Raw genomic sequence first — 13,712 nt, 5'->3', positions numbered from 1 at the left:
TAAACTCGTGTGGCAAGTCAGCTCCCGCAGGGAATGATGAGCGCCTGAAAGGATTAAATCGGTGGGAGCACCATCCCGCCGATTACTCCGCGCGCCGCTTGGTGTTAAATAGGCGCCAGTCTTAACCTTGTCGCTTATAGCTGTGCCACGAGAGCCGATATGAACACCCATTCCAGGAAAAGAACCCCAATTCAAACGGCGGTGACCGCATGATCGAAGTCACTGAAGTTTCCATTGCCCAACTGCGCGCCGCGCTGGAATCCGGTCAGACCACTTCGGTGGAGCTGGTACAAGCCTATCTGGCGCGCATTGATGCCTACGACGGCGCCGACACCCCGACGGCGCTGAATGCCGTGGTGGTGCGCAACCCGGAAGCGCTCAACGAAGCGCGAGCGTCCGATGCCCGTCGCGCCAAAGGTGAAATCCTTGGCCCACTCGACGGCATTCCCTACACCGCCAAAGACAGTTACCTGGTCAAGGGCCTGACCGCTGCGTCCGGCAGCCCGGCCTTCGCCGACCTGATCGCCTACCGCGATGCGTTCACCATCGAACGCCTGCGTGCCGCCGGGGCGATCTGCCTGGGCAAGACCAATATGCCGCCGATGGCCAATGGCGGCATGCAGCGCGGTGTCTACGGTCGCGCCGAAAGTCCTTACAACGCCAATTACCTGACCGCGCCATTTGCTTCAGGCTCGTCGAACGGTGCCGGCACTGCCACTGCCGCGAGTTTCGCCGCGTTCGGTCTGGCTGAAGAAACCTGGTCGAGCGGGCGCGGCCCGGCTTCGAACAACGGTTTGTGCGCCTACACCCCGTCACGCGGGGTGATCTCGGTGCGCGGCAACTGGCCGTTGACGCCGACTATGGACGTCGTTGTGCCTTACGCGCGCACCATGGCCGACCTGCTCGAAGTCCTCGACATCGTTGTCGCTGAAGACCCGGACACCCGTGGCGACCTCTGGCGTCTGCAACCGTGGGTGCCGATCCCGAGCGTCAACGAAGTGCGCCCCGCCGCTTACGCCGAGCTCGCCGTCGATGCCAAGGCGCTGGCGGGCAAGCGTTTCGCCGTGCCGCGCATGTTCATCAATGCCGATCCTGAAGCCGGCACCAGCGAAGCCCCGGGCATCGGTGGCCCGACCGGCCAGCGCATCAACACCCGCGCCTCGGTGATCGACTTGTGGAAGCAGGCGCGTCAGGCCCTCGAAGCCGCAGGTGCCGAAGTCATCGAAACCGACTTCCCACTGGTCTCCAACTGCGAAGGTGACCGTCCCGGCGCACCGACGGTGTTCACCCGCGGGCTGGTCTCGAAAGAATTCCTCCACCATGAGCTGTGGGACCTGACCGCGTGGGCGTTCGACGATTTCCTGCAAGCCAACGGTGACCCGAAACTCAATCGACTGGTCGACGTCGACGGGCCGAAGATCTTCCCGCACGATCCGGGCACCCTGCCCAACCGTGAAGGCGATCTGGCCGCCGGCATGGATGAATACGTGCGCATGGCCGAACGCGGCATCACGCCGTGGAACGAGATCTCCACCGTGCCTGATGGCCTGCGAGGTCTGGAACAAACCCGGCGGATCGACCTGGAAGACTGGATGGACGCACTCGGCCTCGACGCCGTGCTGTTCCCGACCGTCGCCGACGTTGGGCCGGCAGACGCGGACGTCAACCCGGAATCGGCGGACATCGCCTGGAGCAACGGCATCTGGGTGGCCAACGGCAACCTCGCGATCCGCCACCTCGGCGTACCGACCGTCACCGTGCCGATGGGCGTGATGGCCGACATCGGCATGCCGGTGGGGCTGACCTTCGCTGGCCGGGCGTATGACGATTCGAACCTGCTGCGATTCGCGGCGGCCTATGAATCGACCGGCAGCAAACGCCAGATCCCGCCGCGCACGCCGCCACTGTCTTAAATGCTGGGAGTGCGGTGTGTCTGTCAGCAGAAATGTTGCCTGACACACCGCCATCGCTGGCAAGCCAGCTCCCACAGGTTTCTGCTCCAGTCACAAAACCCGTGTTGAACGCAAATCCCTGTAGGAGTGTGTGTGGTCATCATCGGTGAGCACACCCTGAATCCCTGTGGGAGCTGGCTTGCCAGCTCCCACAGGTTTCTGCTGCAGTCACAAAACCCGTGTTGAACGCAAATCCCTGTAGGAGTGTGTGTGGTCATCATCGGTGAGCGCACCCTGAATCCCTGTGGGAGCTGGCTTGCCAGCTCCCACAGGTTTCTGCTGCAGTCACAAAACCCGTGTTGAACGCAAAGCCTGTAGGAGTGTGTGTGGTCATCATCGGTGAGCACACCCTGAATCCCTGTGGAAGCTGGCTTGCCAGCTCCCACAGGGTTCTGCTGCAGTCACAAAACCCGTGTTGAACGCAAAACCTGTAGGAGTGTGTGTGGTCACCATCGGTGAGCGCACCCTGAATCCCTGTGGGAGCTGGCTTGCCAGCTCCCACAGGGTTCTGCTCCAGTCACAAAACCCGTGTTGAACGCAAAACCTGTAGGAGTGTGTGTGGTCATCATCGGTGAGCGCACCCTGAATCCCTGTGGGAGCTGGCTTGCCAGCTCCCACAGGTTTCTGCTCCAGTCACAAAACCCGTGCTGAACGCAAAACCTGTAGGAGTGTGTATGGTCATCATCGGTGAGCACACCCTGAATCCCTGTGGGAGCTGGCTTGCCAGCTCCCACAGGTTTCTGCTGCAGTCACAAAACCCGTGTTGAACGCAAAACCTGTAGGAGTGTGTGTGGTCATCATCGGTGAGCGCACCCTGAATCCCTGTGGGAGCTGGCTTGCCAGCGATGGCGTCAGCGCCTTCACCACCTCATGACCTGACAGCCACAGCAATTCAGCACACCCGCTCAATCGCCCTTCCTGCATTCCCGCGATCATCCCGGTCACCTTAATTGCCGCTGGCCACTGACCATGATCGACTGCGTCCCCTCGCGCCTCACTCTGCTCGCGCTGCTCTGCGGTCTCGCTACAACCGCCCACGCCAGCGGTTTTTTCGACGATGCCAAAACCGAAGTGCTCAGCCGCAATTTCTTCCTGAGCAACGATTACCGCTCGCCCTCAGCGTCCGGTAAAAACTACAAACAGGAATGGGCTCAAGGGTTTATCGGCACCTTCTCATCCGGTTTCACCCCCGGCACAGTCGGGTTCGGCATCGACACCCACGCCTTCGCCGGGCTGAAACTGGATGGCGGCAAGGGCCATTCCGGCACCGGCTTGCTGCCGGTCGACAGCGATGGCCGCAGCGAAAACGACTACTCCAGCGCGGGCGGTGCGCTCAAGTTGAAAGCGTCGCGCACCACCCTCGCCTTCGGTGAAATGACCGTGGAAACCCCGGTGTTCGACACCTCCGACAAACGCCTGCAACCGGAATACGCCACCGGTTTCCTGCTCAACAGCGCCGAGTTCGACCACGTCAATCTGGTGGCCGGGCATTTCACCGCGTTCAAGAATCAGGACAGCTCATCGGGCAAGGGCGATTTCTACGGCTATGGCGCCAATACCGAGGCCGTCGGGATCAGTTTTCTCGGCGCCGATCTGTTCAGCGACAGCCCGATAGGCGGCGCGTTGTATGCCTCGGACCTGAGCGACACCTGGCATCAGTACTACGGCAACCTGCACCTCAAGCAGTCCGGCGTGCTGCTCGACGCCAACCTTTATCACACCCGCGACAGCGGCCGGGCACTGGCCGGCGCCATCGACAACACCGCGTTCAGCCTTTCCGGCAAATACACCTTCGGCCCGCACGCGGTGCTGCTCGGCTGGCAAAAGATCAATGGCGACACACCGTTCGACTTCGTCGGCGGCGACTCGATCTACCTCGCCAACTCGATCAAATACGCCGATTTCAATGGCGCCAACGAGCGCTCATGGCAGGCGCGCTATGACCTCGACCTGGGCGCCTTCGGCATCCCCGGCCTGAAGTTCATGACCCGCTACGTCAGCGGTAGCCACATCGACGGCACCCACGCGCCCAAGGGCGGCGCCTACAACCCGTTCGATCCTGACAGCGGCAGTTACCAGCCGCAGCAGGGTGACGGCGGCAAACACTGGGAGCGGGATATTGATTTGAAGTACATCGTTCAGTCGGGCGCGGCGAAGGATCTGTCGGTGCAGGTCTCACATGTATCGCACCGGGCCAATGAGGCGCAGGCCGGCGATGACATTGACCGGATCTATGTGGTGATCCAGTACCCACTTGGTTTCTAACCCACCGCCCATCCCGATTTGAAACGCTATCCCCTGTAGGAGTGAGCCTGCTCGCGATAGCGTCTTTTCAGCAACATTCATGCTCACTGATACACCGTTATCGCGAGCAGGCTCACTCCCACAGGTTTGGGTTTCAGTCAAACATCCGTGTACGCAACACACCTTTCACGGCCAGCCATGTAGGTGCTGTTGATTGAAATGGCGGAAGGCAGCCGGAGTCGAACCTGCCCGGGAACGGATGCCGTCCCCAACCGGGTTTGAAGCCCGGCCGCGCCACCGGGCGCGATTGCCTTCCTTGAACTCATTGGGCGTCGGCGTCGGCCAGCGCGTTGTCGGGGCGGATCTGGCGGGATTCGCCGAGGCGTCGGGTCAGGCCGACGCGGTCGAAATATTCGAGGTACTGAATACAGCGTTTGCGTCCCAAGCCTAGCGCATCGCGGAAGGTTGTCACTTGGATCTGCGGATTTTCCCTGGCCAGTTTGAGCAACACTTCCGCCATTTGGCGCAGTTGCACGTCGCTCAAAAACAGGTCGCGCACTATTTGATGCATCAAACCCAAACGCGCCAGTTTACGCAGCAACAAGCGCACAACCGCGTCGTCCTGCCCCAGCACTGTCGCCACGTCACGCACCCACGGCGGATCGAAACCGGCCAGTTCGAACAATGGCTGCAACCCTAGCCAGAGGCTTTCGTCCTCGGCATTCAGGCGCACCTGATGATCCGGCAGGTGCAGCCACGGACCGCTCGCCTGGATCGATCCGGCCGTCAGCAATTCATCGAGCAAGCTCGCGAATGTCGAACGTTCGAGTGCCAGCCCGCTGAAGCGACGCAAGCGATCGCGATCCGGGCCCATCTGGTCAGGTTCCCGTTCATGGAACTGCGCGAGGTGCTCCAGCAGCGTGAACTTCAGCTGCGCCCAACGCTGCACATTGAACAGCACCGGGCCTTGGCGCGTGTCGATCAGGCGCACGTTGTCGGCTAACGACCAGGTTGAGCGCGGGCGATTGAATTGACGCTCCAGTTGTTGCGGGTCGAGGCCCCCAGCGCTGTGATTGAGCAGCAACGACAAGGCTCGTTCAAGGCTATCGCTGGCAGCCAGGGCTTGCAGTTGCGCCAGACGTTCGGGGCTGCGGCGTTGTCGTGCCGGTGCAAACGGGTCGAGGACCTGACCGCCACCCAAGGTCCGTTGCGCGCTCTGGTCACGCAGAATCAGCCGATCGCCCTTCAACGCCTGCACCGGCACATTGATCAGCAATTGCGCGAACATCCGCTCGCCGGGACTCAAGCGTGGCCCTTCGAGCAAGGCCACCCGGGCGATGACATCCTGCGTGCCGAGATGCACATGCACCGGGTGAAAATGTTCGAAGGTGCGTTCGCCGGGCAATAGGTGAAAGTCGATGTCGACCCGTTGTGTCGGGGCGTGCAACCACTCGTTCAGCAACCATTGGCCGCGATGGATCTGCGCCAGTTCGAGGCGTTCACCGCTCAGATTCAACGCCACCCGTTGCCCGGCGAAGGCCTGTTCGGCGGCTTGGTTCTGCGCGTGCAAGCCGCGCACCCGCACGGTTTTCCCGGATGGCCCGAGGGTCAGTTTGTCGCCGACCGTAACTGCGCCCGACAACGCCGTGCCGGTCACCACAATCCCCGCGCCCGCCACGCTGAACGCGCGGTCGATGGCCAGGCGAAATCCCCCTTCACGGCTACGCTCATGTACCTCGCTTTGCGTCTGCACCAGCAGCTCGCGCAGTGCTTCAATGCCCTGCCCGCTCAAGCTCGACACAGTCATTATCGGCGCCTCGGCAAACGGCCCCGGCGCGAGTAGATCCAGCACTTGACGCTGCACTTCTTCCACCCTGCCCGCCTCGACCCGGTCGCACTTGGTGATCGCCACCACGGCCCGCGAAATGCCGAGCAATTCAACAATCGCCAAGTGTTCGCGGGTTTGCGGCATCACACCGTCATCCGCCGCCACCACCAGCAACACCAGATCAATGCCTTGCGCACCGGCGAGCATGTTATGGGTGAATTTTTCGTGGCCGGGGACGTCGATAAACCCGGTCAGCCCCGTGCCAGGTTCAAGTTCGGCGTAGAGATAACCCAGGTCGATGGTCATGCCGCGCTCGCGTTCCTGCGGGCGGCGGTCGCCGGTTTGCCCGGTCAAGGCTTGCAGCAGCGACGTCTTGCCGTGGTCGATGTGCCCCGCCGTGCCGACAATCACGAATCGACCTGCAGGTGCGGCAATTGCGCGAGCCACGCCGGTTCATCGTCGAGCTGACGCAAATCCAGCCACAGCGCATCGTCGTCAATGCGTCCAAGCACCGGGATCGGCAAAGCGCGCAGCGCCGCTTCCAGAGTCAGCAGGCAACGCCCGCGCAAGCGCTTGGACACTTGCGGGCGCAGGCACAACGCCGCGCTCGGCAAGCGCGCCACCGGTTGGCTACCGCTGCCGATCATGCCCAAGGCGTGGACTGCGCTGACATTCCAGGTCTCGCCCAATACGTCGGCCAGCGCCGGCTGCAGCCGTGATGCCTGGGCGAAGATGTCGGCTTGCGGGCGCGTCAACAGGCGCAGGCTCGGCAGACGTTCAGCGAGGCGGTCCGGGTCGCGGTACAACCCCAGCACCGCTTCCAGCGCGGCCAAGGTCAGTTTGTCCACCCGCAGCGCGCGTTTCAGCGGGTTCTTCTTGATCTTCGCGATCAGTTCTTTGCGGCCGACAATCAACCCGGCCTGCGGCCCTCCCAGTAATTTGTCGCCACTGAAGGTGACGATATCTGCACCGTCGAGCAACGCCTGGCGCACCGTCGGTTCCGCCGGCAAGCCCCAGCGCGTCAAGTCCAACAAACTGCCGCTACCGAGATCTTCCAGCAACGGCAAGCCATGTCGGTGGGCCAACTCGGCCAGTTCCGCTGTCGGTACGCGGGCGGTAAAACCTTCGATGCTGTAGTTGCTGGCATGCACGCGCATGATCAAGCCGCTGCGCGGGCTGATCGCCGCCTCATAGTCGCGGGCATGGGTGCGATTGGTCGTGCCGACTTCGTGCAGACGCACGCCGGCGCGGGCCATGATGTCGGGGATGCGGAACGCACCGCCGATTTCGATCAGCTCGCCACGGGAAATGATGCCTTCCTTGCGTGCGCCGAGACTGTTCAGGGTCAAGAGCACGGCGGCGGCATTGTTGTTGACCACGGTAACGGCTTCGGCGCCGGTCAGTTCGCGGATCAGGCCTTCGATCAAATCATCGCGATCACCGCGCTTGCCGCTGGCCAGATCGAACTCCAGATTGAGCGGATAACGCGCGGCCATGTGCACGGCCTCAATGGCTTCGTCCGGGAGCAAGGCGCGGCCGAGGTTGGTGTGCAACACCGTGCCGGTCAGGTTGAACACCCGCCGCACGTTGCTGCGCTGTTGCCGGGCCAGGCGTTCACCGACGCGGCCAGCGAGCACTTCGGGGCTGATTTCGACGGCGGACAATTGCCCGCTCAAGACAGCGGAACGCAACTCATCGAGCAACTGGCGTAAACCCGCCAGCAGCGACTCACGTCCATGACGCTCGGCCAACGGCAGGCAGGCCGGGTGACGCAACAACCCATCAATGGAAGGTAACCGCAGGGACATCAGCCACTCCTGGAGATAGATCACTGGGCCAGAGTGTAGACCCTGCGTTCACTCATCTCCCGGAGCCAGCAAGAGATTCGGTGCCAGCCGCTGATAACCGTCCTGAGCCAGACGCATATCCAGCAGCAAACTGCCGAGATCTGCCGACAACGCCTCGGCATCGGCATCGTTCTCCAGATAAACCAGTTTCAGGTAGCTATTGCAGCCCGGACAGACCTCCGCCCTTAACGGCGCCTGATTGGCCGCATGCCGATCATCCTCAAAGCTCAGATAGTCGAGCCCTTTGCTCGACTCGCAATACACGCACTTGACCCGCACCACATGCCATTCGCAGGCACACAGCGAACACACCAGATAACGCAGACCGTTGTGTTTGCCGCGATGGCGGATCACCCCGGCCATCGCCGGTGACCCGCAGGCCGGGCATTGGCTGAGGCTGTCGCCGGGTTTCAGTTGCAGGTCGTGCACGCTGAGCAGCCAGTGGCTCCACGCCACTTGCAGTGCGGCGCCGAGGAACGGCACCAGCTGCGCCGGCACCAACGAATACTGGCCACTGACCAGAGCCACGGCCCACGCACGCAACTGACCGGAACTGGCGGCGCGCAGCGTGTCGAGCGCATCCACAACCGCAGGTTGATGCGCCGGCTCATAACGCTGCAGCAACGCGTCGAGCCAAGCCTGCCAGCCCTCTTCGCGCACCAACGTGTCGGCGGCGAACGGCGGTAAACCATGTTGCTGACAGGCAGCAATCCTTTGCTGATCGATCCGCGCCGTCTGCGGTGGGTCGTCGAACACCTGTTGCTGAACACGGCACAACCCGGCAATCAACCGCAGGTACTCAGCCAGTGGATGCCCCTCGGCCAGTTTTTCCAGTCGATCGGCGCGGAGCGCAAACAGGTCAGGCGGCGGCAGATGCAGAAACGGCGGCGAACTGGCCGCCGCCTCGATGTCCCCGGGTTCAAGAATGGTTGCCAAAGGTCAGCCCTTTTTGGTGATCGGTCGTTCCGGCACGTCCGGACGGCGTTCGTCGCGAGTGATTTCGCGATACCAGAGTTCATGGTGTTTCTTCGCCCAGGCGCGACTGACCCAGCCGTGCAGCATCGCGTCCACCGAGCCCTTGATCCACAGCCCGGCGTAGATGTGAATGATGATGCTCAGGATCAGCACAAACCCGGCCAGTGCATGCAGGAGCATCGCCCAGCGGATCACGGTGATGCCGAAATACGCACTGAACCAGGCCCGCCAGATCACCAGCCCGGTGAACAGCAACGCGAACATGCACAGGAGTAAAGTCCAGAACAGCAGCTTCTGCCCGGCGTTGTACTTGCCCACCGGCGGCACGCTTTCTTCGTCGTTGACCATCACCCGATTGATCCGCCGTAGCCACCGCCGGTCATTGGCGATGAAGAAATTGCTGCGCCAGAAGCTGAACACCAGGCCAAGGAACAACACGAACATGGCGATGCCCATGTACGGATGCAGAATCCGTGTCCACGGCCCGCCGCCGAACAGATTGGTCAGCCAGAACATCGACGGATGAAACAACGCCAGCCCCGACAGCCCGGCCATGAAAAACAGAATCGCCACCAGCCAGTGATTGGTGCGCTGGTTGGCGGTGTAACGCAGGATCGTCTTGTTGCTCATGGCCGGTCCTCCCCACGTGGATCGAAGGTGTGCACCGCCGGATCGACGGTATGCACCGAGGTGTCGGGTGGCGTTGGATGGTCATCCTCCTCGACCCGGTTCGGCCCGATGCGCACATAGTGGAAGAACCCGGCCAGCACCGCCGCGCCCATTGCCAGCAGGCCCAGGGGCTTGCTGATGCCTTTCCACAGGCCCACCAACGGACTGATGGCCGGCGCATCCGGCAACCCGGCGTAGATCTTCGGTGTGTCGGCATGGTGCAGCACGTACATCACATGGGTGCCGCCGACGCATTCCGGGTCGTACAGGCCGGCATTGTCGAAGCCACGGCTTTTCAGGTCGACGATGCGTTCGGCTGCGTGCTCCTTCATGTCGTCCTTGCTGCCGAAGACAATCGCGCCGGTCGGGCAGGTTTTCACGCAGGCCGGTTCCAGCCCCACCGCCACCCGATCCGAACACAACGTGCATTTGTAGGCCTTGTGATCCTTCTGCGAAATCCGCGGAATGTTGAACGGGCAACCGGTGATGCAATAGCCGCAGCCGATGCAGCGGTCCTGATCGAAATCGACGATGCCGTTGGCGTGCTTGATAATCGCCCCCGGACTTGGGCAGGCCGCCAGGCAACCGGGCTCGGCACAGTGCATGCAGCCGTCCTTGCGGATCAACCATTCGAGGTTGCCCGCGTCGGTTTCGTGCTCGGTGAAGCGCATCAACGTCCAGGTTTCGGCGCTCAGGTCTTGCGGATTGTCGTAGGTGCCGTGGTTGTGGCCCACCTCGTCGCGCAGCTCGTTCCATTCCGAGCACGCGACTTGGCAGGCCTTGCAGCCAATGCATTTGGTGGTGTCGATCAGCTTCGCCACCTCCTGCTGATTCCTCACCGAGGGTGGCACCGTGGTGGTGGCCGAGCGGGCAATGATGTCTTGGCTGGCCATTTAAAGATTCTCCATCAGAGCTTCTCCACGTTGACCAGGAATGACTTGGATTCCGGGGTCTGGGTGTTGCCATCGCCGAGGAACGGCACCAAGGTGTTGGTCAGGTAACCGTGACGCGTCAGGCCGGTGAATCCCCAGTGCAGCGGGATGCCGATCTGATGCACGACCTGGCCGTTGACCTGCAACGGCCGGATCCTTTTGGTCACCACCGCCACCGCTTCGATGAACCCGCGTTTACAGCTGACGCGCACGCGATCACCGGCGGCAATGCCCTTCTCTTTCGCCAGCACTTCGCCGATCTCGACGAACTGCTCGGGCTGGGAAATCGCATTCAATTTGCAATGCTTGCTCCAGAAGTGGAAATGCTCGGTGAGCCGGTAACTGGTGCCGGCGTACGGGAAGTCCTTGGCTTCGCCGAGGCTTTCCCAGACCGAATCGAAGATCCGCGCCGCCGGGTTACTGGTGGCCTTCTTGTTTTGCGGGTGCAGCGGGTTGATGCCGATCGGCGTTTCGAACGGCTCGTAGTGCTCGGGGAATGGCCCCTCGTTCATCTTGTCGACGGCAAAGAACCGCGCCACGCCTTCGGGGTTCATGATGAACGGGTTCATCCCGGCTTCCGGCGGCACATCGGCCTTGTAGTCCGGCACATCGGTACCGCCCCAGGCCTTGCCGTTCCACCACACCAGACGCTTTTTCGGGTCCCACGGTTTGCCGGCGACATCCGCCGAAGCACGGTTGTAGAGAATCCGCCGGTTGGCCGGCCACGCCCATGCCCAACCCAGATGCTGATGCATGCCATAGGGATCGGCGTTATCACGCCGGGCCATCTGATTACCGGCTTCGGTCCAGCTGCCGGCGAAAATCCAGCAGCCGGATGCGGTACTGCCGTCATCCTTGAGCAAGCCGAAACCCGCCAGTTGCGTGCCGGCCTTGACCGCGACGCCGGTGGCATCGGTGAAGTCGGCGACGGCGCTGCCGTTGATCTCCTTGGCCAGTTCTTCCGGCGAAGGCTCGTCGGGGATCTTGTACGGCCACGACAGCTTCAGCAGTGGATCGGGGAACTTGCCGCCCTCGGCCTGATAGCGCTTGCGCAGGCGCAGGAACAGCTCGCTCATGATGCGAATGTCGGTCTGCGCTTCGCCCGGGCCATCGGCACCCTTCCAGTGCCATTGCAGCCAGCGGCTGCTGTTGACCAGCGAACCGTCCTCTTCGGCAAAACAGGTGGTGGGCAGGCGAATGACTTCGGTCTGGATCTCGGCGCTTTTCACGTCGTTGTACGGCCCGACGTTGTGCCAGAACTCCGAGGTTTCTGTGGCCAGCGGGTCCATCACCACCAGCCATTTCAGTTTGGCCAGTGCGCCCATCACCCGGTTCTTGTCGGGCAGCGCAGCGATCGGGTTGAAACCCTGGCAGAAGTAGCCGTTGACCTTGCCCTGGCTCATCAGGTCGAACATCTTCAGGACGTCGTAGTTGGGGATGTCCAGTTTCGGCAGATGGTCGTAGCACCAATTGTTCTCGACGGTGGCATTGGCGCCGTACCACGCCTTCATCAGGCTGACGTGGAATTTGCTGTAGTTCTGCCAGTACGACAATTGCCCAGGACGCAGCGGCACTTGCGTGCGTTTGTGGATGAAGGCGTTGTAATCCTGCTCGGTGTCGGTGCCCAGCGTCAGGTAGCCCGGCAGCGCATTGGAAAGCAAACCAAGGTCGGTCAGGCCCTGAATGTTCGAGTGCCCGCGCAACGCGTTGACCCCGCCGCCCGGCATGCCGACGTTGCCCAGCAACAGCTGGACCATCGCCGCACTGCGAATGATCTGCGCGCCGATCGAGTGTTGCGTCCAGCCGAGCGCATAGAGAATGGTCATGGTCTTGCCGGGCGTGGCGCACGTGGCAATCTCATCCCAGATTTTCTGCATGGCATCGACCGGCATCCCGCAGATCTGGCTGGCGAGGTCGATGTTGTAGCGGCTGTAATGCTGTTTCATCAGTTGATAGACACAGCGCGGGTCCTGCAGGGTCGGGTCGACTTTGACAAAGCCGTCCTCGCCCAGCTCGTAGCCCCAGCCGGATTTGTCGGTATAGCTGCGCTTGGCCACGTCGTAGCCGCTGAAGATGCCATCTTCAAAGCCGTAACCGGCCCTGACGATAAACGACATGTCGGTGTAGTTGCGCACGTATTCGTGCTGGATCTTGTCCGTGGTCAGCAGGTAATTGATCAGGCCGCCCATGAAGGCGATGTCGGTGCCGGTACGGATCGGCGCGTAATAGTCGGCCACGGACGCGGTCCGGGTAAAACGCGGATCGACCACGATCAGCCGCGCGGCGTTGTGCGCTTTGGCCTCGGTCACCCATTTGAAGCCGCACGGATGCGCTTCTGCTGCGTTGCCACCCATCACCAGGATCAGATTCGCGTTGGCGATATCGGTCCAGGTGTTGGTCATGGCTCCACGGCCGTACGTCGGGGCAAGACTTGCCACCGTCGGGCCGTGTCAGACACGCGCCTGGTTATCGAACCCCAGCATGCCGAGACTGCGAATCACCTTCTGGGTGATGTAGCCGGCTTCGTTGGACGCCGCCGATGCCGCGAGGAACCCGGTGCTCAGCCAGCGATTCACTGTTTGCCCGTTGGCATTTTTCTCGATGAAGTTAGCGTCGCGGTCGGCTTTCATCAGGTCGACGATGCGGTCGAGCGCTTCGTCCCAACTGATTCGCGTCCATTCGCTGCTGCCCGGTTTGCGCGTTTGCGGGTAGAGCAAACGGCCGGGGCTGTGAATGAAGTCGAGAAGACCTGCGCCTTTCGGGCAGAGGGTACCGCGGTTGACCGGGTGGTCGGCGTCGCCCTCGATGTGAATGATATTTTGCGCGACGTTCTTCGCGGCATCGCCCTGGCTGTACATGATCAAGCCGCAACCGACCGAGCAATACGGGCAGGTGTTGCGGGTTTCATGGGTGTGGGCAAGCTTGAAGTGGCGCACCTGCTCGGCGAAGGCTGGCGTCGGGGCCATGCCCAACGCGCCCAGGCTAGAGCCTGCAAGGCCGATACCGGCGACCTTGAAGAACTGACGACGGCTGAGATCCATCGTGCACTCCTGATCAGGTGGAACCCGGTACTGATGCCGGGCTTTTTCTGGACAAACACGGTTACGGCAAACGTGTGCCGACGTTTTCACTGTAGACAATGACCACACGGTTTGTGTGAAAACCGACCGTCGGCCGTTTGTCGGTTCTTAACTGAAGACCACCAAACCCTGTGGGAGCGAGCTTGCTCGCGAAAGCGGTGTGTCATTCGACAACGATGCTGACT

At 61.9% G+C, this 13,712-nt stretch carries 8 protein-coding genes and 1 tRNA gene; 2 read left to right on the top strand and 7 right to left on the bottom strand.

Annotated features, from left to right (window positions below):
* The first annotated feature begins 209 nt into the window (after positions 1-209).
* On the top strand, positions 210-1,913 hold the full coding sequence (locus tag ACXX9E_RS19500) for an amidase (protein WP_422495744.1): 1,704 nt from the start codon (positions 210-212) through the stop codon (positions 1,911-1,913).
* 1,008 nt (positions 1,914-2,921) lie between these two features.
* Entirely contained in the window at positions 2,922-4,217 is a 1,296-nt protein-coding gene (locus ACXX9E_RS19495; protein WP_458555987.1) for an OprD family porin, read from the top strand.
* 199 nt (positions 4,218-4,416) lie between these two features.
* Here the strand turns inward: ACXX9E_RS19495 and ACXX9E_RS19490 are convergent.
* The 7 genes from ACXX9E_RS19490 to fdnG all read right to left on the bottom strand — a co-directional run bounded on the left by ACXX9E_RS19490 (position 4,417) and on the right by fdnG (position 13,488).
* Positions 4,417-4,512, bottom strand: a tRNA-Sec gene (locus ACXX9E_RS19490).
* Between the two features lie 6 nt (positions 4,513-4,518).
* Complete coding sequence (selB, locus tag ACXX9E_RS19485; protein WP_458556599.1) at positions 4,519-6,435, bottom strand: selenocysteine-specific translation elongation factor; 1,917 nt, start codon at positions 6,433-6,435, stop codon at positions 4,519-4,521.
* Positions 6,432-7,835 (bottom strand): L-seryl-tRNA(Sec) selenium transferase, encoded by a 1,404-nt coding sequence (gene selA / locus ACXX9E_RS19480; RefSeq protein WP_185015834.1) that lies wholly within the window; start codon positions 7,833-7,835, stop codon positions 6,432-6,434. The genes selB and selA overlap by 4 nt, the downstream gene beginning before the upstream one ends.
* 45 nt (positions 7,836-7,880) lie before the next feature.
* Positions 7,881-8,807 carry a formate dehydrogenase accessory protein FdhE gene (fdhE, locus tag ACXX9E_RS19475; RefSeq protein ID WP_458555986.1) on the bottom strand — a complete coding sequence of 309 codons (927 nt, stop codon included), beginning with the start codon at positions 8,805-8,807 and terminating at the stop codon, positions 7,881-7,883.
* A gap of 3 nt (positions 8,808-8,810) precedes the next feature.
* Positions 8,811-9,476, bottom strand: coding sequence for a formate dehydrogenase subunit gamma (locus tag ACXX9E_RS19470; protein WP_123468631.1), 666 nt, complete (start codon positions 9,474-9,476; stop codon positions 8,811-8,813).
* Positions 9,473-10,408: a formate dehydrogenase subunit beta gene (gene fdxH, locus ACXX9E_RS19465; protein ID WP_458555985.1), complete on the bottom strand. Its 936-nt coding sequence runs from the start codon at positions 10,406-10,408 to the stop codon at positions 9,473-9,475. Before fdxH ends, ACXX9E_RS19470 begins: the two co-directional genes overlap by 4 nt.
* Positions 10,409-10,422: 14 nt before the next feature.
* Entirely contained in the window at positions 10,423-13,488 is a 3,066-nt protein-coding gene (gene fdnG / locus ACXX9E_RS19460; protein ID WP_458555984.1) for a formate dehydrogenase-N subunit alpha, read from the bottom strand.
* Positions 13,489-13,712 lie beyond the last annotated feature (224 nt).

This window comes from Pseudomonas sp. GNP014 (assembly GCF_054344005.1).
The sequence above is the reverse complement of the archived record's forward strand: the minus strand, read 5'-3'. Positions and strand labels throughout refer to the sequence as shown.

What these genes read in the sequence shown, in the direction of transcription:
- ACXX9E_RS19500 (WP_422495744.1), top strand. Translation starts at nt 210, where the DNA reads ATGATCGAAGTCACTGAAGTTTCCATTGCCCAACTGCGCGCCGCGCTG.
- ACXX9E_RS19495 (WP_458555987.1), top strand. Translation starts at nt 2,922, where the DNA reads ATGATCGACTGCGTCCCCTCGCGCCTCACTCTGCTCGCGCTGCTCTGC.
- ACXX9E_RS19470 (WP_123468631.1), bottom strand. Translation starts at nt 9,476, where the DNA reads ATGAGCAACAAGACGATCCTGCGTTACACCGCCAACCAGCGCACCAAT.
- fdxH (WP_458555985.1), bottom strand. Translation starts at nt 10,408, where the DNA reads ATGGCCAGCCAAGACATCATTGCCCGCTCGGCCACCACCACGGTGCCA.